Annotated in this window: 19 protein-coding genes and 1 pseudogene; 6 read left to right on the forward strand and 14 right to left on the reverse strand. The window is 44.0% G+C overall.

Going from position 1 to position 20635, the window contains the following annotated elements; translation table 11 throughout:
* Window positions 1-29: 29 nt before the first annotated feature.
* From R2Q26_RS11750 to R2Q26_RS11765, 4 genes are all read left to right on the forward strand, one after another.
* The gene (locus R2Q26_RS11750) at window positions 30-1904 is read left to right on the forward strand and encodes an amidohydrolase (protein ID WP_317536451.1); all 1875 of its coding nucleotides are present in this window, start codon (window positions 30-32) and stop codon (window positions 1902-1904) included.
* A gap of 34 nt (window positions 1905-1938) precedes the next feature.
* Window positions 1939-2346: a hypothetical protein gene (locus R2Q26_RS11755; RefSeq protein WP_317536452.1), complete on the forward strand. Its 408-nt coding sequence runs from the start codon at window positions 1939-1941 to the stop codon at window positions 2344-2346.
* Window positions 2268-2645 carry an alginate export family protein gene (locus R2Q26_RS11760; protein WP_411182342.1) on the forward strand — a complete coding sequence of 126 codons (378 nt, stop codon included), beginning with the start codon at window positions 2268-2270 and terminating at the stop codon, window positions 2643-2645. Before R2Q26_RS11755 ends, R2Q26_RS11760 begins: the two co-directional genes overlap by 79 nt.
* A 253-nt stretch (window positions 2646-2898) precedes the next feature.
* Window positions 2899-3765, forward strand: coding sequence for a YicC/YloC family endoribonuclease (locus tag R2Q26_RS11765; RefSeq protein WP_317536453.1), 867 nt, complete (start codon window positions 2899-2901; stop codon window positions 3763-3765).
* A 212-nt stretch (window positions 3766-3977) separates the two neighbouring features.
* On the opposite strand, the gene rpmE is transcribed toward R2Q26_RS11765, so the two are convergent.
* From rpmE to trxA, 3 genes are all read right to left on the reverse strand, one after another.
* Window positions 3978-4190, reverse strand: a complete 213-nt coding sequence (rpmE, locus tag R2Q26_RS11770; RefSeq protein ID WP_090571786.1) for a 50S ribosomal protein L31 — start codon at window positions 4188-4190, stop codon at window positions 3978-3980.
* 166 nt (window positions 4191-4356) lie between these two features.
* Window positions 4357-5616: a transcription termination factor Rho gene (gene rho, locus R2Q26_RS11775; RefSeq protein ID WP_317536454.1), complete on the reverse strand. Its 1260-nt coding sequence runs from the start codon at window positions 5614-5616 to the stop codon at window positions 4357-4359.
* A gap of 149 nt (window positions 5617-5765) precedes the next feature.
* Window positions 5766-6092, reverse strand: a complete 327-nt coding sequence (trxA, locus tag R2Q26_RS11780; protein ID WP_090571782.1) for a thioredoxin TrxA — start codon at window positions 6090-6092, stop codon at window positions 5766-5768.
* A gap of 345 nt (window positions 6093-6437) precedes the next feature.
* On the opposite strand from trxA, the gene mltB reads away from it, so the two are divergent.
* Window positions 6438-7454 carry a lytic murein transglycosylase B gene (mltB, locus tag R2Q26_RS11785; RefSeq protein ID WP_317536455.1) on the forward strand — a complete coding sequence of 339 codons (1017 nt, stop codon included), beginning with the start codon at window positions 6438-6440 and terminating at the stop codon, window positions 7452-7454.
* A 173-nt stretch (window positions 7455-7627) separates the two neighbouring features.
* Here the strand turns inward: mltB and R2Q26_RS11790 are convergent, their stop codons facing one another.
* The 4 genes from R2Q26_RS11790 to ald all read right to left on the reverse strand — a co-directional run bounded on the left by R2Q26_RS11790 (window position 7628) and on the right by ald (window position 12687).
* Complete coding sequence (locus R2Q26_RS11790; RefSeq protein WP_411182339.1) at window positions 7628-8704, reverse strand: ABC transporter ATP-binding protein; 1077 nt, start codon at window positions 8702-8704, stop codon at window positions 7628-7630.
* 15 nt (window positions 8705-8719) lie between these two features.
* Window positions 8720-10237: an iron ABC transporter permease gene (locus R2Q26_RS11795; RefSeq protein ID WP_317536464.1), complete on the reverse strand. Its 1518-nt coding sequence runs from the start codon at window positions 10235-10237 to the stop codon at window positions 8720-8722.
* Between the two features lie 173 nt (window positions 10238-10410).
* The gene (locus R2Q26_RS11800; protein WP_411182340.1) at window positions 10411-11427 is read right to left on the reverse strand and encodes a Fe(3+) ABC transporter substrate-binding protein; all 1017 of its coding nucleotides are present in this window, start codon (window positions 11425-11427) and stop codon (window positions 10411-10413) included.
* 138 nt (window positions 11428-11565) lie between these two features.
* Complete coding sequence (ald, locus tag R2Q26_RS11805; protein ID WP_317536457.1) at window positions 11566-12687, reverse strand: alanine dehydrogenase; 1122 nt, start codon at window positions 12685-12687, stop codon at window positions 11566-11568.
* A 606-nt stretch (window positions 12688-13293) separates the two neighbouring features.
* Between ald and R2Q26_RS11810 the strand changes: the two genes are divergently transcribed.
* Complete coding sequence (locus tag R2Q26_RS11810) at window positions 13294-13491, forward strand: hypothetical protein (RefSeq protein ID WP_317536458.1); 198 nt, start codon at window positions 13294-13296, stop codon at window positions 13489-13491.
* Between the two features lie 79 nt (window positions 13492-13570).
* On the opposite strand, the gene lipA is transcribed toward R2Q26_RS11810, so the two are convergent.
* The 7 genes and pseudogenes from lipA to R2Q26_RS11845 form a co-directional block, all read right to left on the reverse strand.
* The gene (lipA, locus tag R2Q26_RS11815) at window positions 13571-14515 is read right to left on the reverse strand and encodes a lipoyl synthase (protein WP_317536459.1); all 945 of its coding nucleotides are present in this window, start codon (window positions 14513-14515) and stop codon (window positions 13571-13573) included.
* Window positions 14516-14519: 4 nt separating this feature from the next.
* Window positions 14520-15146 carry a lipoyl(octanoyl) transferase LipB gene (gene lipB, locus R2Q26_RS11820; protein WP_411182341.1) on the reverse strand — a complete coding sequence of 209 codons (627 nt, stop codon included), beginning with the start codon at window positions 15144-15146 and terminating at the stop codon, window positions 14520-14522.
* A 42-nt stretch (window positions 15147-15188) separates the two neighbouring features.
* Entirely contained in the window at window positions 15189-15455 is a 267-nt protein-coding gene (locus R2Q26_RS11825) for a DUF493 domain-containing protein (protein ID WP_317536467.1), read from the reverse strand.
* Between the two features lie 34 nt (window positions 15456-15489).
* Entirely contained in the window at window positions 15490-16362 is an 873-nt protein-coding gene (locus tag R2Q26_RS11830) for a D-amino acid aminotransferase (protein WP_317536460.1), read from the reverse strand.
* 14 nt (window positions 16363-16376) lie between these two features.
* Window positions 16377-17495, reverse strand: a complete 1119-nt coding sequence (locus R2Q26_RS11835) for a D-alanyl-D-alanine carboxypeptidase family protein (protein WP_317536461.1) — start codon at window positions 17493-17495, stop codon at window positions 16377-16379.
* Window positions 17496-17906: 411 nt separating this feature from the next.
* Window positions 17907-18929 (reverse strand): annotated as a pseudogene (locus R2Q26_RS11840) (class I SAM-dependent DNA methyltransferase); the annotation flags it as partial.
* 438 nt (window positions 18930-19367) lie between these two features.
* A complete protein-coding gene (locus tag R2Q26_RS11845; RefSeq protein WP_317536462.1) occupies window positions 19368-20579 on the reverse strand; it encodes a hypothetical protein in 1212 nt (403 codons plus the stop codon).
* Window positions 20580-20635: the final 56 nt, after the last annotated feature.

Here is a 20635-nt window from a genome sequence, read left to right on the forward strand (position 1 = left end):
CGCACTAATCACGTCGTCTTAAGGAGAAAATGATGAACAACCCTAAAACCCAACTGATCCTCCGCAACGGCCAATTCACGACACTTGATCGCCAGCATCCGCAAGCCACGGCTGTCGCTATCTCCGATGGCCGCTTCACCGCCGTCGGAGATGACAGTGAGGTCATGCGCTTGGCCGATAGCAATAAGCAGGTGATAGACCTCAATCGCCGCTGCGTCATTCCTGGTCTGATCGATTCGCACTTGCATTTTATCCGCGGCGGACTCAATTACAACATGGAACTGCGCTGGGACGGCATCCCCTCGCTGGCTGATGCCATGCATCGCCTGAAGGAGCAGGTGGCGCGCACGCCCGTGCCGCAATGGGTTCGTATCGTCGGTGGATTTACTGAAATGCAGTTCGCTGAGAAACGCTTGCCGACACTCGACGAAATCAACGCAGCAGCACCGGATACACCTGTCTTCATTTTGCACCTCTACGATCGTGCCCTGCTTAACCGTGCAGCACTGCGTGCCTGTGGCTACGACCGCGACACACCCAACCCGCCGGGCGGCCTGATTGTCAAGGATAGCAACGGAGAACCGACAGGCCTGCTATTGGCGGAGCCCAATGCGCTGATCCTTTATTCCGCTCTAGCCAAAGGTCCCAAGCTGCCTTACGAGTATCAACTCAATTCCACGCGCCATTTCATGCGGGAAATGAACCGCCTGGGTATCACTAGCGTCATCGATGCCGGCGGCGGTTTTCAGAACTACCCGGATGACTACAAAATCATTGAGGATCTGCATAAAGCCGGCGAACTGACCCTGCGCATTGCCTACAACCTGTTTACGCAGAAAGCCGGGGAAGAGATTGCAGATTTTTCCAAATGGACCAAGATGCTGAAACCTGGCGACGGCGATGACTACTACCGCCATAACGGCGCGGGTGAAATGCTGGTCTTTTCTGCAGCGGATTTTGAGGATTTCCGCATGCCACGCCCGGATATGGCGCCGCACATGGAAAAAGATCTGGAAGCCGTGGTACGTATCCTCGCCAGCAATCACTGGCCATTCCGCCTGCATGCCACTTACAATGAAACTATCTCGCGTGCGCTGGATGTATTCGAGAAGGTGAATCGGGATATTCCCTTTGACGGTATACACTGGTTTTTTGATCACGCCGAAACCGTGACTGACGCTAACCTTGAGCGCATCGCCAAACTTGGCGGCGGCATCGCCATTCAGCACCGCATGGCCTACCAGGGCGAGTTTTTCGTGCAGCGTTACGGCCGCAAGGCCGCCGAGCGCACACCGCCTTATCAACGCATGCTGGCAATGGGTGTCAATGTCGGCGCGGGTACCGATGCCACCCGTGTAGCCAGCTATGACCCCTGGACTGCGCTCTACTGGCTCACGACCGGCAAGACTTTGGGTGGTCTCTCGCTATATCCGGCGACAAATCTCGTCGATCGCGAGACCGCCCTACGCCTCTACACGCAGGCGAATACCTGGTTCTCGAACGAAGAAGGCGTCAAAGGTCAGATCAAACCCGGTCAATATGCCGATCTCGCCGTGCTGTCCGCTGATTACTTCAGCATTCCGGAAGACGAAATTCGCAATCTTGTTTCAGTACTGACGATCGTTGGCGGGCGCATTGTTTACGGTGACGATGAATTCAGCGCGCTTGCTCCGCCTTTGCCGCCAACTATGCCGGACTGGTCGCCTGTGAAGCACTTTGGCGGCTATTTTAAACCTGCGGCAGGTGCAGCAACGATACACTCATTTGCTCAGGCGGCCTGCGGCTGCGGAATCAGTTGTTCTGTGCATGGCCATGCCCATGGACGCGCGTATCAGGATGCTGTAGATGCTGCTGATCAGCGCGGCTTCTGGGGTGCGCTCGGCTGTTCGTGCTGGGCAGTATGAGGCATACAGCGCTTCTCTTACCCGGCAAACCTGCATGCAACAGACAACAAAAAATCGCCAGGCCAGCCTGGTTGCCGCTGTGATGCTCACCACATCATTGCCAGCAGCCGCATCTGAATATCTGCCACTGCGATTCGAGGAGAACTGGGGAGCAAGTTGCAGCAAAATCGCGCCCAAATGCTGGCATATCGGCAAGACCGCCACACTAACCTTGGGGGCGGATGCGCGTATACGTGCTCAGTATTATGGGCCTGATAATTTTGGTATTGACAGCGGTAAAGATGGTTACATCCTGTTTCGAGGTCTCGCCCATGGCGATTTGCGCGTTGGCAAGCACGTGCAAGCATTTGTGCAATTCGGAGTATACGACGAAGCCGGACGCCAGGGGGCGGACCCATCAGCACCGATCAAAGCGATCCCGACCTGCAGCAAGGCTTCCTAGCATGGAATGGCAATATGTTTTCCGTGCGTGCGGGTCGGCAGGAAATGACGCTTGGTACCTCACGTCTAATCGCAGTGCGAGAAGGTCCCAACATTCGCCTCGCTTTCGACGGTGTACGTGCCAGTTGGAATCGGGAACCGCATCGCATTGATGTTTTTACCTTCCGTCCGGTTCTCAATAAGCCGGAAGCCTTTGATGATGCGACTAGTAAGTCGCAATCGCTGACCGGGGAAGCCTTGACGCAGGCTGGCGGTAAGAGCGTAAATTTTTTTATGACAAGCCTGGCATTCCGCTGGTGAATAAGCCTATTGACGATGGCGCTTTGACTTTGAGCAAGATCTTATCCGTCTCAATACCAACCTAGGCTACTACGCCAATTTCATGAATCTACCCGACTATGCAGCAGCCGTCGTTCTTGCAGGCTTCCGAATTCTCCGTCAAGTTATAACTGAGGTACTTGAAAAACGCCTCAAAAGAACCATGGCTTTCAATTGACCAACCCTCTATACTCCTTACTAATATTAAAATTATTTTTAAGGTAAGGAAATACTCATGATAGCCAGTATGACAGGTTATGCCGTTATATCTAAGGAGATTGCTCAAGGCTCCCTAACGCTAGAACTACGTTCAGTCAATAATCGCTATCTCGATATTCAGTTCCGTTTACCAGATGAATTCCGCTCGCTGGAACCCGCAATGCGGGAACTCTTGAATACCCAGTTAAAACGAGGAAAGATCGATTGCCGTTTAACCTTCATGCCGCGCGCAAGAATAGATCTACCCCAACAGCTCAATGCGCAATTATTCAATAAATTGCTCGAGCTGAACAACGCTGTTAGATCAACTCTTTTGGATGCAAAAAGCCTAAGTGTAGCAGATATTTTGCGTTGGCCCGGCATATTGCAAAGCGATATCTTATCTACTCCAGAACTGCATGAAGCTTGCATGGAGTTACTTCAAGCCACTTTGAATGAGTTTACTGCTACGCGTGTTCGTGAAGGAGAAAAACTTAAGAATGCATTGCTGGAACGCTTGCGTCAATTACGCCAATTAACAACGGAGCTCTCACCGCGTATTCCAATATTGCTAGCAAATTTCCAGGAAAAATTAATAGTACGTTTGCAAGAAGCAAAAATAGATTATAACGATGAACGTATTCGACAAGAGTTAACATTATTTGCAAGCAAGATTGATATAGACGAGGAATTATCACGCTTGCAAACTCATCTAGATGAGGTGGAACACACGCTGCTAAAGGGAGGATGTGTTGGCAAGCGACTCGACTTTTTGATGCAGGAACTTAATCGAGAGGCCAATACTCTTGGCTCAAAATCTGTAGACGTGGGAGTCTCAAAAATTTCTATAGAACTAAAAGTGTTGATCGAACAAATGCGCGAGCAAGTTCAGAATATTGAATAGCATTTTTTGATATACGTTAATTTCAACATATAAGCAGAAAGCTATTATCTATATCCTTACATTCTAAGCAACACGATTTATCCAAAATCAACACTAATCATCAACAAATCAGCCCAAATTCAATATTTGATGCTGCTTCTAAGCTAAGTTTTTATCCTTTGGAAGTTAAGAAATGAGCAAATCATCCAATCAAAATATTGCCAGATTGAGGTTTATTTTTGCAATGATTTTCCATACTTACGATTAAATTTCTCAACTCTTCCGGCAGTATCAACAATCTTCTGTTTTCCTGTATAAAAAGGATGACAAGCCGAGCATACCTCTACATGTAAAGGTTTATTTAAAGTAGAACATGTTTTAAAGACATTACCACAACTACATGTAACTGTTATTTCTTGATAATTCGGATGAATTTCTGCTTTCATATTCTTAAGTCCTTAATTCTCACACTAAATCTTTAAATTATATAATATATTAAAAAAATTGAATATTATCCTTTATTAAAGGAAGGGGTCCAGCTTTGCAAAACCCATATCACCATCACTCAATGCATCGTAAAGCTGATTTAAAGGTTTAATAGCACTAAATAAATCATACACGCCGCATTGAATCAAAAAAATCAGCATTACTTTTTGTAGCTTTAATTTTGTCAAGTAGAAATGACATTGCGTCCATATCATCCATTGGGTAAAGTAGTTTTCGCAATATCCATATCTTCTGCAATATATCCTGCGGAAGCAGTAGCTCTTCTCGGCGAGTACCCGAACGGTTAACATTAATGGCAGGATAAATACGTTTCTCTGCCATACGCCGATCAAGATGAATTTCCATGTTGCCAGTACCTTTGAACTCTTCGTAAATGACATCATCCATGCGCGAACCAGTATCTACTAGAGCGGTAGCAATAATGGTAAGAGAACCTCCTTCCTCTATATTCCGTGCAGCACCAAAGAAGCGTTTTGGGCGTTGCAACGCATTGGCGTCCACTCCCCCTGTTAAAACTTTGCCGGAAGCAGGTACAACCGTGTTATAAGCGCGTGCTAAACGAGTGATAGAGTCGAGTAATATCACCACATCTTTTTTATGCTCCACAAGACGTTTAGCTCTCTCTATCACCATATCGGCTACTTGAACATGCCGCATGGCAGACTCATCAAAAGTAGATGAAATAACTTCGCCTCTGACTGAGCGAATCATTTCTGTAACCTCTTCAGGGCGCTCATCTATTAATAACACCATTAAGATGACATCAGGATGATTAGCTGCAATTGAATGCGCAATATGTTGCAACATCACTGTTTTTCCAGATTTTGGACTCGCAACTAATAGGCCACGCTGCCCCTTCCCGATCGGAGCAATAAGATCAATAATCCGACCTGTAATGTTCTCCTCAGATTTGATATCACGTTCTAATACCAAACGCTCGGTGGGAAACAATGGAGTCAAGTTTTCAAACAGAATTTTTCGTTTGGAGTTTTCTGGTGGCTCATTATTAACCTTGTCAACTTTAACTAAGGCAAAATAGCGCTCTCCATCTTTGGGAGGACGGATTTCACCGTCAACTGAATCACCAGTATGTAAATTAAAGCGCCTAATCTGACTGGGTGAAATATAAATATCATCTGGTCCTGCCAGGTAGGAAGTGTCAGGTGAGCGTAAAAATCCAAATCCATCCTGCAAAATTTCCAGGGTTCCTTCTCCAAAGATACTTTCATTTTTACGCGCCTGATTTTTTAATAGAGCAAAAATCAGATCCTGTTTTCGCAAACGATTGGCTCCCTCAATTTCATTGGCAACAGCCATTTTTATCAATTCGGAAACATGAAGGGTTTTAAGATCAGATAAACGCATGAAGAAACTCGTAAAAAATGATTGGAATAGAAAAAGAAGCTAAAATAATTAGGAAGAGGAGTAACGCTAATAAGGAAAAAGTCAAGTTGGAGTGGTAACTCTTAAAGCTTAAAGCTTAAAGAGTGCTTTTATTAGGTAAGTCTAAGATTTTACAGATGACTGTCAATAAATGCCGTCAATTGAGACTTTGAAAGAGCGCCAACCTTGGTTGCTTCAATATTACCATTTTTGAATAACATAAGGGTGGGGATGCCACGAATTCCATATTTTGGGGGAGTAACTTGATTTTCATCAATATTAAGCTTTGCAACTTTAAGTCGCCCACTATACTCATTCGCAACTTCATCAAGAATTGGGGCAATCATCTTGCATGGCCCACACCATTCTGCCCAATAATCGACTAATACTGGCATAGTTGATTGTAGTACTTCTGCTTCAAAAGTGGCATCTGTAATATAGTGAACGTGTTGGCTCATGAAATCCTCATTCAAATTTAATTTTTAAATTATTATTGATTAATAGTGCAATACACTAATGAATAGATCTGTCATGTCTGACAGCAAATCGAATCAAAGCTGAAATAGAAATGCCTAGCTTGTGATTGTTATACTATAGAAAATTCCTGCAAATGGGAAGTGTTGTCGTACACTACAATTAAACTTCTATAAACACCTACGTAAGGCTAAAAATACCTTAAGAAGCTGACATTAAATCATATGCTAGCTTTTTAGTCAGTTTATCAATGAAATTTATTTTACATACAGAAAGATGAAGCAAAACCAACTTATACGTCTAACTACTCGAACAAAAGGCGAATAATCATGCATTTAATTAAGCGTAATTATATACGTCAAGTATTTACCATGCTTACTGGTTTATTCTTGATTTTCTGGAGTATGGCGCTTATTGCATCTCCTTTACGTCAAGAAATACGACACTTTATTAATGAAATGGTTGCACAACATGGATTCAATCAATCCGAACTTGAGGATGCATTTAAAAAGGTGCAATTCCAGCCTTCTATCATAGATTTGATTTCAGTACCAGCTTCGTCAATACCTTGGAATAAATATCGCGCCCGTTTTATCAACCCTCAACGCATAAAAAGCGGCGTCAATTTCTGGAATGAACACGCACAAAAACTAGAGCAAGCTAGTCAAGCGTTTGGCGTTCCTGAAGAAATTATTGTTGCAATCATTGGCGTCGAAACTGCTTATGGTGCAACGACAGGCAAACATCGCGTTATAGATGCGCTTACTACTCTAGCATTTGATTTTCCAAGACGAGCTGAATTTTTTAAAAGTGAGCTAGAGCAATATCTGTTACTTGCGCAAGAGCAGAATTTTGATTTATTCAGTATCAAAGGCTCTTACGCAGGGGCAATTGGTTTTCCACAATTTATGCCGGGAAGTTATAGGCGTTATGCCATTGATTTTGACGGTGACGGGAAAACTGATTTAGCCGGCAATGCCGCTGATGCAATTGGTAGTGTCGCCAACTATCTCAAGGAATATGGGTGGGAAGCAGGAGGACCAATCGTAACACGCGCACACATACCTATTGACAGTGATCATTATCAGGAAATCTTGCTTGCAGGCATTGAACCCATTCATTCAGTAAAAAAACTTCGCGCAGCAAATATTATGCCGTTGGGGGAAACAGGCGATGAAAGGTTAGCAGCACTTATAGAGTTAAAGGATAATGACACTCTTCAATATTGGCTTGGTTTCCAGAATTTCTATGTCATTACACGATATAATCGCAGTACTTTTTACGCAATGTCAGTGCTGCAACTTGCTGAAGCAATCCGTGCAGCACGAAATTCAGGTTTGCGGTAAGTTAATAATCTAACTATGAATTGTTTAACTTGAAGATGACATCTGTGCCCGGCTAGCGCACTGGCTACGGAGATGATTTTCAGAAAGCAAATGAGCTCTTAGGTAATTAATGTATTTTATTACTACCTGTGAGTTTTAATCTTTATCTACCCTAATCACGGATGAAATGTTCGCTATTTTTGAATATCTGTATAATTTTCTTTTTTAAATCCTACAAGATGATCAGCTTCTAGTCTGATACCGATTTTCTCACCAATCGTATGATTATAGCGACTCGATATGAGTGATAATATGATCTTTCCACTAGCTAACTTTAACGTATAAAGAATTTCGGCGCCCCGAAATGCTTTATGTGTGACCATGGCCTGTAAAGTACTCTCTTTATCGTACACAATATCATCTGGTCGAATTAATACCTCTACTTCACTTCCGGGATGATAAATTGCATCATTCAATTCGCACTGATGATAAATGTCTTCCGTTAAAATCCCTAGTTCTGTTTCAATCTTTCCTGGAGAAAGCACTCTTCCAGGGAGAAAAACACCTTGCCCGATAAAATTGGCAACAAAACGATTGGCAGGGCGATGATACAAATTGTAGGCTGTATCCCATTGCATAATTTTCCCTTGATGCATGACACCTATTACATCTGCCACCGAGAATGCTTCGTCTTGATCATGCGTCACTAATATGGCAGTAATATGCAGATTCTTTAGAATATCGCGTATTTCTAAACTTAAACGCTCCCGTAAGCTGATATCCAGATTAGAAAAAGGTTCGTCTAGTAGCAATAAATCAGGATGAGGTGCTAGCGCGCGAGCTAAGGCTACCCGTTGTTGCTGCCCTCCAGAAAGTTCATGAGGATACTTGTTGGCCACTTCTGCAAGACCCACAATTTGTAACATATCAGCTACACGTTGCGTGCGCTCAGCCATACGACTGTGATGCAATCCAAATCCTATATTTGCTGCTACTGTCAGATGAGGAAACAATGCATAATCCTGAAATACCATCCCAATATGTCTTTGCCCAGGCGGCAGACTAAAGTTACCACGACTCACAACCACGCCGTTAAGTAATATTTCCCCCCCCACCAATGGTTCAAAACCTGCAATACAGCGTAATACAGTTGTTTTCCCACAACCGCTAGGCCCTAACAAGCAACCGATTTCCCCTTTTTTTAAATCAAACGATAAATGGCTAATGATTGTCTGCTTACCGTAAGCATGTTGAATTTGATCTAATTTCAATAAGGTGTCCACAAGCTACTTGTCTGTTTGTCGCATAAGTAAAATAATGGGTATTAATCCTGCCAAAACTAACGTCACTGCTGGTAAGGCAGCCTGCTGCCATTCACCTTCTGAAGTCAGTGAAAAAATACGCACAGCCAATGTATCCCAACCAAAAGGCCGAGTCATCAAAGTGATTGGCATTTCCTTCATTACATCCACGAAAACCAGCGTAGCAGCAGTAAATATACCCGTTTTCAACATCGGTAAATGAATACTTCGAAGCATGGCCCAGCCAGTCAAACCAAAACCCAGCGCCGCCTCATCTATACTTCGTGTAATGCGTTGCATAGAACTGTCTACAGGATAGTGACCGACAGCAAGAAAGCGTATCATATAAGCAATCAGCATCACACCGATTGTGCCTTGAATCAATAAACCAGTTTCAATTTGAAACAGCATTAACATCCATTCATTCAACTGATTATCTAACCAGGCAAGTGGAATAAAAATACCCACTGCTAATACAGCACCTGGCAGAGCATAACCTATAGTTGCAATACGTACTGCAATTCGTGTGAAAGTATCCGAATAAAGGCGAACTGCATAAACCAATAATATTGCAACAAAACAGGTAATCAATGTAGCTATGGCTGATAGCAGAACTGAATGCAAAAGGAATTCAAGATAGCGTTGATCCAGGCTCTGCATTAAAGAATTAGCAGCCCAGCTACTCAGTTGGAAGACGGGCAGCACAAATGCAAAAAATAAAACACTTGCAGGGAAGCAGGTAGCCGCTCTGGCTTTCCAGCCTGTAAGTACAATACGATCAGCGCGCGAACTTCTCTTCATTTCAGCAAAACGCATCCGCGCTCGGAATTGTTGTTCAATAATAATGAGCGCAAAAACCAAGATGATCAGTAACGATGCAAGTTGAGAAGCTGCAGGTAAAGAAAACATACCAAACCAAGCTTTATAGATCGCCGTGGTAAATGTATCGTAATTAAATACAACGACTGTTCCAAAATCTGCAAGGGTTTCCATGAGCGTCAGCATGATACCCCCTGCAATCCATGGACGCGCCATCGGCAGTGCTACTTTGAAGAATCCCTGTTTACGGTTAAGGCCCAGTGATTGAGCCACTTCCAGCAAACGCTTTCCTTGTGTTAGAAAGGCATTGCGTGCCATTAAATAGACATAAGGATAGAAAGCCAGGATCATGACAATCGTCACACCCCCTCTTCCATATAAATCGGGAAACCAGGTTAATTCTGATCCTAGCCAAGCGCGCAGAGCCGTCTGAACTGGGCCGGTATAATCAAATAAACCGAGCACAACAAATGCCGTCACATAGGCTGGAATGGCTAATGGCAGCAATAAAGCCCAGGAAAAAAATCTGCTGCCTGGAAACTCATATATTGCGGTAAGCCACGCAAGGCTGACACCAAATAATGACGTCCCAGCAACAACTCCCACTGAGAGCCAGAATGTATTAATTAGTAAACTGGAAAGCGTAGTTTCAACGAGATGCCGCCAGACATCGTCTGCTGGCATTAAAAATGAAGAAAATAGGACGACGACTGGAATGAGTATCAGTGCTGCAACAAGAAAAGGAGTTAGCCGCCAAAAATTTGCTTTGCGGTTTAAGAAAAGCAGAGAGCGGCTAATTTTTGTATTTTTCTCTTCTACTGCAGCATACTTTTCATTATTCACATGCATCTACTGGTTTATCGATAGCCAGCTCGATCCATTAACTTTATTGCTGCTGTTTGCAACTCCCCAGCTTTGACTAAGTTCATTGGATTTTGTTTAAACTCTCCCCAAGCTGCGACAACATTACTGGGTTTAATCTGAGGATTGGCTGGATATTCCATATTGACATCAGCAAACAAATTTTGTGCTTTCTGTGAAGATAGAAATTCCAGTAATTTGATAGCTGAATGCTCATTTTTGCTGAATTGGGTAACGCCAGCTCCGGAAATATTGACGTGTACGCCACTATTATTCTGATTTGGCCAGAAGACAGCTAAAGGCAAATTGGGATTACTTACTATCAATCTACCATAATAATAAGTATTGACCAGGGTCACATCGCACCGCCCTGCTGCCACAAATTCCAAGGCTCTCGTATCATCAGACAAAGGCTCAGTTGCAAGGTTGTCGACCCAACCTTTCACTATTCTTTCAGCTTCAGCTTCACCATGCTCGGCAATCATCATGGCAACAAGCGATTGATTGTAAACTTTTTTCGATGTGCGCAAGCATAATCTTCCTTTCCATTTCGGATCAGCCAGATCCTCATAGGTAGAAAGCTCTGATGGTTTTACTTTTTGCGTGTTGTAAATGATAGTGCGCGCCCGAACCGAGAGACCAAACCACTGTCCTTGCGGATCTCGTAAATGAGCAGGAATATTCGCTTCCAGTATAGGGGAAGAAACAGATTTTAATAGTCCCTCCCGCGCGGCTTCCCATAAATTACCCGCATCTGCAGTAATGAGAACATCAGCCGGTGTTTTTTTTCCTTCAGCTTTGAGTCTGGCTAAAAGAGCACCTTCCTTGTCTGTCGTAAATTTAACTTGAATACCTGTTTCGCGGGTAAAAGCATCGAACATCGGCTTGATAAGCTCTTCAATTCTTGCTGAGTACACTACGACCTGTTCCGCCTGGACTACATTGACAGTCAGCAGGGAAATAAAACAACATGTAATTATATAAAAGCGCTTAATAGAAAATAGTTTGAACATTATTTAAATATGAAGCATGAAAATGACAGGAAGTTAGCTCTGAATCTTACAAAATTATGAACGATTATACTATGAGTAAAAATATAAGTAAGAATTGTTATCAGTTATACCTTCTTCAAAGAATAATACTTATCCGAATCAGCAAGATACAGTATTAATTGCCTCCAATGGCGCGGTATATGTCAGTCCATATGCTTCTGCTACGGCTGGATGTGTCACGAAACCACGATGTACATTGAGACCATGTTGCAAAGTGCGATTATGACGCACAGCATCTAAACCATCATTTGCCAAGCGCACTACATAAGCTGCCGTTTGATTATTCAGTGCAAAGGTACTCGTACGAGGAACAGCACCCGGCATATTGGTAACGCAATAATGCAAGACACCCTCGACTTCATAAACTGGATGGCTATGGGTAGTAGGATGAGTGGTTTCAACGCACCCACCCTGATCAACCGCCACATCAATAATGACTGACCCTCGGCGCATATTTGACACCATCTCCTTCGTAATCAGCCAAGGTGCACGTCCACCCGGGATGAGCACTGCACCAATAACAAGATCGGCTTGATAAACAAGTTCTTTGATATTGAGTCGATCACTCATACGCGTCAATAATTGACCACGGAAAATATCATCCAGGTATTTCAACCGCGTATGATTCACGTCCAGCACGGTCACCTGAGCTCCCATACCAACCGCAACCCTGGCAGCATTGGCACCTACAATACCTGCTCCCAGAATAGTAATATTGGCAGGTGCCACCCCAGGAACCCCTCCCATCAGGATTCCCCGGCCACCTAATGTTTTAAGCAAGTAAGTGGCTCCAATTTGCACAGCCATTCTTCCGGCTACTTCGCTCATTGGTGCTAACAAAGGTAACTCACCTAATTCAGTTTGCACAGTTTCATAGGCGATTCCAGTCGTTCCTACAGCCAGCAATGTATCAGTCAGCACTTTATTCGAAGCCAGATGCAGGTAAGTGAAAAGAATTAAATCTTGTCGCAAATAGCGATATTCCTGCTCAGTTGGTTCTTTTACCTTGACCACCATTTGAGCAGACCAAGCATCTTCGGCATAAGGAACAATATCAGCTCCAGCCGACTGGTAATCCCCATCAGTAAAAAAACTTCCTTCCCCTGCCCCACTTTGTACCCGAACCTGATGTCCGTGTTCTACTAACGTATGTACAGTACCGGGCGACATCCCGACTCGATATTCATTATCTTTAGTTTCCTTGGGTAATCCGATAATCATCAGTTGAATCCTGGTTTTGTTAGTCAGGATGATTCTTTTACTCTTTTTTTGTCCTCTTTCATAGCGTTATTGTTTAATTATCGAATGATGCACTTTAAAAATTTTTATTTGTCGGTATTTTTTTTACATCATTAAAAAATACATATTTTATATGCAATAAGTTGTCGCATTTTCCCGACAAAATAAATATAATCCACTATAATCGTATTTAGAGATGAACTTTAGTACCAGAAAGAGTGGTAGTCATTACACTCTCATATCGCCAGCAAGTTCTCCAATCAGCTGATAATGGAGCGCAGGAATATCGGATAGTCAGCGTAAACTAATTCAATAGAAAAAGAATTAGATATCAGATATAAAAATTAGAAAACTTTATAGCCATAACATCTTGCTAACCAGAAAGTCCCTGGTTAGCATTTTTTTGCCTAATTCGAAAAAAGAGGTAACTCACTGAATACCTCTCATTCCTCAACGTCATATCATAACTGAACAAAATAGTTGACTATGGCTGAAACTGCAGTTTCCTAGTAAATTCTGGACGCTGCTTCAGGAAATTAGCATGATCCTAAAAACCGTAGTTGACCGCTTAATTGGAAAGCTAAGCGCATGACATATAGAAGCATTTCCGAAATTTTTTCATTCACCAGAATGGTGAAGCCGCTACGAGGTGTATCGTATGCCGCTCCAGGCGCGAATGCGGCGTTGCTCTTCGTTGCAGGGGGCGGCCCTGCGGCCTCATCGCGCCTTGCCTCGCACCTGGATCACCACACGCTCCACCTCGTCCAACTACGGTTTTTAGGATGATCGATGATGTGCGGCGCCATCATATCAAGTAGATAGCCAGCCTGGCGAAATAGCTGGCCTAAAGGATCCAGGTTAAAAGCTATTTCACTCCTGCTTCATGAGCTTGTTGATCAGCATGGTAACTGGAACGTACCATTGGACCACATGCAGCGTTGCTGAAACCCATTTCAATTGCAATACGCTCAAACTCTTTAAAGCCATCTGGTGATACATACCGCATAACCGGTAAGTGTCCGATACTGGGTTGGAGGTATTGACCGATAGTGAGCATATCGACATTGTGTTCACGCAAATCTCGTAACACTTCGATAATTTCATCATCGGTTTCTCCAAGCCCGAGCATTAAGCCAGATTTAGTAGGAATAGCTGGAAAAGCAGCTTTAAAGTCTTTCAGCAATTTCAGAGAATGCGCATAATCTGCACCCGGTCGGCATTGCTTATATAAACGTGGCACTGTTTCAAGATTATGATTAAGCACATCGGGTGTACAGGCAGATAATCTTTCCAAAGCAACAGACAATCTTCCACGAAAATCCGGCACCAGAATTTCAATTTTAGTTAGTGGAGAATGAGCACGGATCTCACGAATGCAATCAACAAAGTGTTGTGCACCACCATCGCGCAAATCATCGCGATCCACGCTCGTGATCACGACATACTTAAGTTTCAAGGCAGCAATCGATTTTGCCAGATGTAACGGCTCCTCAGGATCAGGCGGTAAGGGTCTGCCATGCGCCACATCACAGAAGGGGCAGCGTCGGGTGCAAAGATCTCCCAAAATCATGAAAGTGGCAGTTCCTTTACCAAAACATTCGCCAATATTGGGACAGGAAGCTTCTTCACAAACCGTATGTAGCTTATGCTCCCGCAGCAAGCGCTTGACTTCGTTGTAAGTCTGACTGTTAGGCGAGCGTACCCGTATCCATGACGGCTTGCGCAATATCTCGCCGGGCTGTTGAACATCTATTTTGATTGGATTGCGCGCTGTTTTAGCGATCCCTCTTTCGTGCCTATCAGTGGTCATGACGTTAAATGTTTCTCCCTTCAGCAAATTTTATTTGTAGTTTTTCTATCATTTTCTGGCCTAGCACTTCAATTTCATCGTCAATGCCCAGATCTTTTGTTTGTGTAACCCGCAGACCTGCATAACCACATGGATTGATCGCAGAAAAAGATGTTAAATCCATGTCTACATTCAGTGCAATACCATGGTAGCAACAACCATTTTTAATTTTTAATCCCAATGAGGCAATCTTTGCATTGCTCACATACACACCCGGCGCATCTATGCGCCTTTCTGCATCTACTCGATATTCTCCTAGTAAGTCTATCACAGCACCTTCCATCTTCCTGACCAATTCCCGTACATTAAACTTCAAACGGCGCAGATCGAGTAATAAATAAGCGATCAGCTGTCCTGGACCATGGAAAGTAATTTGCCCGCCGCGGTCTGTTTTGATAACCGGAATATCATTCCGATAGAGCAAATGCTCCGGTTTACCGGCAATACCTTGAGTATAGACGGACGGATGCTGCAGCAGCCAGATTTCGTCAGGTGTATGGTTGGTACGATGAGCGGTAAAATCCTTCATGGCTTGCCAGGTTACGAGATAATCTACCATACCCAGATACCTCGTTTTAGTGACCAGAGGCACGCTTTCTGGCCTAAGCCGTAAATTTTCCACCTTATTGAAACTTCAAAACACCAGCATTATCATCGGGTGATCATGAAGCTCCTGATAGAGTGCATCCAGTTGCGCACGTGAAATCGCACAAATAGTACAGGTCACACTTAAATAGTTACCGTTCTTGCTAGTTTTGACTTCAAGTGCAGTCTCCTCAAAATCTGGTGCATGATTTCTGACAATATTCAGTACTGTTTGAATAAACCCCTTCTGTGCTCGACCCATAATCTTGATTGGAAACTCGCAAGGATATTCAATAAGTGAAGGTTGCTCTGTCATAATCTGTGACAAATCACTTATCCTCCAAAACTAATTATTCTGCTGATAATAGAGCAGAATTCCCAGCACGCATAGTAACTGCCTTATATTGCTGATAAAGCTGGTTGAGTTGCTTGAACATAGGCCCTGGTTTACCACCCCCAATAGATTTCCCATCAAGCGATACAATTGGCATGACTTCCTTGGTGGAAGAAGTAAGCAGCACTTCATCTGCTGTACGGAGTTCCTCTTCAGTTATTTCTCTTACTTCATAGGGAATAGCGTGAGCTTGCGCTAATTCCAGAACGACATCATAAGTAATCCCTGGCAACATCAAATGGCTTTTGGGTGGTGTTAACAATACATTGTTTTTTGCGATAAAAATATTACTGGCTGCACCTTCGGTCAAGAAGCCGTCGCGCAGTAAAACCGTTTCCATAGCCCCTGAATCAATCGCCAGCTGACGTAGCAAGACATTCGGCAGCAATGATATAGCCTTGATATCACATCGCCCCCACCGATTATCTGATGCAGTAATGGCCGGAATGCCAGTCAGCAACAGCTCTTGTGGTGGAATGAGCAATGGATTGCTCATAATGAACACAGTGGGAGGAATATTTATTGGGAATGCGTGATCACGCTTGGCTACACCGCGCGTTATGTGTAAGTAGAGATATTGATCATCAGCTGCATTATGGGAAATGATCTGCTCTAGCAGAGCACGCCATTGTTCATCAGTGTGAGGGTTTTTAAGTCGAATGCCATTCAGGCTATATTGCAAGCGGCGTAAGTGCTCTGTGAGACGAAATGGCTTGCGGGAATAAACCGGTATGACTTCATAGACGCCATCACCAAAAATAAACCCACGATCCAGTACTGGCACATATGCCTCTTCAATCGGCATAAACTTACCATTGAGGTAAATCATATTTTTCTCAAGAATTAATTAAAGAGCAAATGAATACTATCCCACGCGCGCCCAAAAATACTAGCTTCATCTACTGTTTCCAGGGAAACGAGTGGATAAGTCGCGATTTCCTGATCACCAAGGCTAAATTTAACAGTACCCACTTCTTGCCCTGGATTGATTGGGGCAATTACTGGCAGCCTGTATTCCATTTTAGCCTTTAATTTTTCAGCCTGCCCTTTCGGAAGGGTAAAATAGATATCCTGATCAAATCCTACCTTGAGGGTATTTTGTGCGCCTTTCCAAATTTGGAGAGTAGTAATTTCCTGATTCTTTTTATATGGATGCGCCGTATCAAAGAACTGATAACCGTAATTCAATAAACGTTGACTTTCCTTAGAACGTGCATTAGGTGATGCAGTCCCCATGACGACCGAAATCAATCTGCGATCATCGCGCTTAGAGGAAGTAATTAAACAATAACCAGCAGCCACAGTCCACCCTGTTTTCATGCCATCTACATGGGGATCCAACCATAGCAATCGATTACGATTGGGTTGAGTAATGCCATTGTAAGTATACTCACGCAATGAATAGAGAGGATAATACTCTGGGAATTCACGAATAATGGCAGATGCCAAAAGTGCAAGATCGTGTGCAGAGCTGTAATGCTTTGGGTGGGATAGTCCAGTCGAATTGGTGAAATTCGTATTGGTCATTTTCAAACGCGCCGCTTCCTCATTCATCTTATGGGCAAACATATCTTCCGAACCGGCAACCAGCTCAGCCAGCGCAACACAGGCATCATTCCCGGATTGCACGATCATGCCACGAATCAATTCACCCACTGTCACCGGTTTATTCGGTTCGATAAACATGCGAGAGCCAACCATTTTCCAGGCTGTTTTAGAGACGGGAACAACTTGATCCAGCTTGATTTTGTTCTGCTTTATCGCATTAAAAACAACATAAGCAGTCATCAACTTAGTAAGCGATGCTGGCTCAAGACGCTCATGCTCATTTTGATTGATCAGTGTCTTACCAGTGTGAAAATCAACGAGTGTGTAAGATTTTGCTGCTACAGACAAAGTAGGCTGTTGTGCAAAAACAGGAAGTACTGCCAAGCATAACGCTAACCAAAGAAAGCTTCTCATAAAAAAACAGAAAAATCTCATTATAGCTCACTCATCAAAATTCATAAACTAACCACATCATATAAATGATCTTCATTTAATTTATCCGATAAGGAAAGAGGTAAAATTTCTTGATATAAATAATTAGAGAGTCGGGGCAACTTGCTTAAAATAGCCTGAAAACCATTAGCAAACGTGGCTTGGATTCCATTATCCATGATTGCAGTATTGAAATACAAAACGTGTATGATAGCAAATAAGAAATTAAGTTGGCTGCCATTTCAAATCCTATGATGCCGATGTACGAATTATAAAGCAACGAAGATTAACAAGACCTGAATGGTGTAAACAGCAAGCAGCACGAACATCCTTAACTGTTTCCTAATCTTTCCCACTGGTTAAAACCAGGCAACGGCATACGTGGCAACTACTTCATTGCACTTTGCTCTTCGAAATACTTTCCGAAAAACCTTCGACATCACTGAGAATCTCACGAAACTGCGCCAATGCTGCTTCCAGATCATCCACGATCTCCTGCGCGATCACATCTGGCGCTGGCAGATTATCGGAATCTGATAAAGATTCATCCTTCAACCAAAAAATATCCAGACTGATCTTGTCGCGCTTGATCAATTCCTCATAATCATAGGCACGCCAACGGCCATATACCTCCCTCTCTCTGAGGGAGGTAGCCGGGGTGAGGGAAGCATTTTCTCCCGTTCGCCCTGAGCAAGCAGCTTCCTTCGTTTGCTCTGAGCAAGTAGCTTCCTCCGTTCGTCCTGAGCCAGCAACCTCCTCCGCTCGTTCTGAGCAAACAGCTTCCACCGTTGGTTCTGAGCAAGTAGCTTCCTCCGTTCGCCCTGAGCCAGCAGCATCCCACGTTCGCCCTGAGGCAACAGCATTTCCCGTTCGCCCTGAGCCTGTCGAAGGGTGAACAGTATCTTCACTCCAAGTGGGCTGCCGATCGTGCCTGTTCTCGGGGTTATAGCATTTCACAAACTCATCCAGATCTTCCCGTTTCAGAGGATTTGTCTTCAGGGTAAAGTGCATGTTGGTACGCAAATCGTAAATCCACAGTTTCTTAGTCCATGGCGTCTCAGAAGCAGGCTTCTTATCGAAGAACAGCACATTTGCCTTCACCCCCTGCGCGTAGAACAAACCGGTCGGCAAACGCAACAAGGTATGCACATCGCACTCATGCAGCAGTTTACGGCGGATGGTTTCACCCGCACTACCCTCAAACAACACGTTATCGGGCACCACCACGGCGGCGCGGCCGTTTTGCTTGAGCAGGGTTTTGACGTGCTGGACGAAGTTGAGCTGTTTGTTCGAGGTGGTGGTCCAGAAATCACCGCGCTCGACGATGTCGCGCTCACGGCTGGCTTTGCCCTCCTCGCCTATAATTGTGGTGCTGCTTTTCTTGCCGAAGGGCGGATTGGTCAGTACCAAATCAAAGCAGTCGCCCCAACTAGGTTTTGCTGCACCAGTGTTTAATTAAGCCTCGTTGTTCTCTAAATTGCTTTGATCGCAGCATCTATGAAAACACTTGCAAATCAATTAATTGAATCTTTTATGCGATCAATTGAAACCTGTTGGAAAGTGGTGCCAAAACCTAATCAATGAACAGAGTCAAAGTTATTTTACGGCTTATTGAAAATCTACCCAAATAAATCCTTCTGACTACATACTATTGCAAAGTTGTGGAGGTAGCGATCGAACAAATTGTTGCAATCTTTATCAAGCAAAATACCACAACTATGCTCCATTGGGACTGAACTCGACTGAAGATATGGCGCCTTGATGTACTCACCGAGTATTTTGGAAAAAAGCATGGAGTAGTTCAAGAGCTATTGGACTCTAACTGCAGTATTCATATCCACGATACAGTAGTAGTCAACGAAAACAAAACGCCTTTAGTGCAGCATCGGCTTTTCCGCAATAAACCCATAACTCCGGAACTGCATGAAGCAGACAATTTAGGTGCGAAAGGAGAATCTTTCCGTCATCACCTTTCAATTCATCAAATGCAAGTTCAGTCAACCATTCTCCTGTAAATTCACACCATTGCATAAGATCTTTTCGACTTGCCGAAGCAATGAGGCATATTTTCATAGCCATTTCGATTGAAAAAACATATTGAGTATCGTGTCTATATCTTCGTATAAGAATTCGCAATTCATCGGCGAGCGCGGTACTTCTGGTAGCGGCGGCAACAGTAGCTAATCCATTCAATATACTTAACAACTGCAACTTGTCTTCAACTCTTGAGAGTCGGTGGTTTCCCAGCTTCAGATTCTTAATCGCCAACTCCACTTGTTTTGAGTCGACGCGGAAGATTGGCGCGGAATTTACAAGAGCGATAAACGAAAACGGGCTGATCTCATCGGTTTTAAGCTGTTCCTCTATTGCCTTGGATAAATCATCCGGTAAAGCATGCGCACTACCTTCTGCTCCTTCGAGTGGTCCCGGCAAGTAGGCTTGCGGTAATTGACATAGTGAGAGAAGGCTATTGGACTCAGTTCCTAGGGTAAGAGTATGAAGTTCGTGATCCTCGAGATTCTTCACGTAGTTTGCTGCCGCGATCATAATTCGGCCGAGAAAATCAGCTTTCATCTGGAGCGCGGCAGCGAAGTCAGGATTCCATCTGGGCTCCAAACGCATATCTGCAAGCGATTGCCAGTAAAACCGTTCACCACGATTATTGAGAGCCCACTCACAAAACGTGCCATCAACACCGGTGTCTACAAACTGACGATGAATAAGTGCTGCTTGGGCTAGAGATGCCAATCTTCTGTAGAAAGGTGGTACCGTGGCCATCAATCGGGTTCTGGATAGCTCCCCCTCAACAAGAATGAATAATGCCGAGAAAAGCTTCAATCCCTTAACAGAGCCATCGACGTCGTCGTCACAAACTTGTTCAATGAGACGAATAACATGCGATTCAAGATCAGGCCGATAAGGAAGAATGCGCAAACCAACTTCAATGGCACCTAGTTGGGAGAGCTTGTCGCCGTGCTTTTCCAGGAATTCGAAGGCGCGAACAAGATAGTTATTGTTTAAGCTACCAATTTCGATTCGAGAAGTTAGGGTCTGTTGACATTTCACACGGGTAGCCACAGATACCCGCATGCCATGGCAACCATACTTTCATAATTTCTCTT

It is taken from the genome of Nitrosomonas sp. Is37 (assembly GCF_033063275.1).
Classification (GTDB): Bacteria; Pseudomonadota; Gammaproteobacteria; order Burkholderiales; family Nitrosomonadaceae; genus Nitrosomonas.

Coding starts and splice junctions, on each gene's coding strand:
- R2Q26_RS11750 (WP_317536451.1), top strand. CDS start 30: ATGATGAACAACCCTAAAACCCAACTGATCCTCCGCAACGGCCAATTC.
- R2Q26_RS11755 (WP_317536452.1), top strand. CDS start 1,939: ATGCAACAGACAACAAAAAATCGCCAGGCCAGCCTGGTTGCCGCTGTG.
- R2Q26_RS11765 (WP_317536453.1), top strand. CDS start 2,899: ATGATAGCCAGTATGACAGGTTATGCCGTTATATCTAAGGAGATTGCT.
- rpmE (WP_090571786.1), bottom strand. CDS start 4,190: ATGAAAGCAGAAATTCATCCGAATTATCAAGAAATAACAGTTACATGT.
- rho (WP_317536454.1), bottom strand. CDS start 5,616: ATGCGTTTATCTGATCTTAAAACCCTTCATGTTTCCGAATTGATAAAA.
- trxA (WP_090571782.1), bottom strand. CDS start 6,092: ATGAGCCAACACGTTCACTATATTACAGATGCCACTTTTGAAGCAGAA.
- mltB (WP_317536455.1), top strand. CDS start 6,438: ATGCATTTAATTAAGCGTAATTATATACGTCAAGTATTTACCATGCTT.
- R2Q26_RS11795 (WP_317536464.1), bottom strand. CDS start 10,237: ATGCCAGCAGACGATGTCTGGCGGCATCTCGTTGAAACTACGCTTTCC.
- R2Q26_RS11800 (WP_411182340.1), bottom strand. CDS start 11,427: ATGTTCAAACTATTTTCTATTAAGCGCTTTTATATAATTACATGTTGT.
- ald (WP_317536457.1), bottom strand. CDS start 12,687: ATGATTATCGGATTACCCAAGGAAACTAAAGATAATGAATATCGAGTC.
- R2Q26_RS11810 (WP_317536458.1), top strand. CDS start 13,294: ATGACATATAGAAGCATTTCCGAAATTTTTTCATTCACCAGAATGGTG.
- lipA (WP_317536459.1), bottom strand. CDS start 14,515: ATGACCACTGATAGGCACGAAAGAGGGATCGCTAAAACAGCGCGCAAT.
- R2Q26_RS11825 (WP_317536467.1), bottom strand. CDS start 15,455: ATGACAGAGCAACCTTCACTTATTGAATATCCTTGCGAGTTTCCAATC.
- R2Q26_RS11830 (WP_317536460.1), bottom strand. CDS start 16,362: ATGATTTACCTCAATGGTAAGTTTATGCCGATTGAAGAGGCATATGTG.
- R2Q26_RS11835 (WP_317536461.1), bottom strand. CDS start 17,495: ATGAGAAGCTTTCTTTGGTTAGCGTTATGCTTGGCAGTACTTCCTGTT.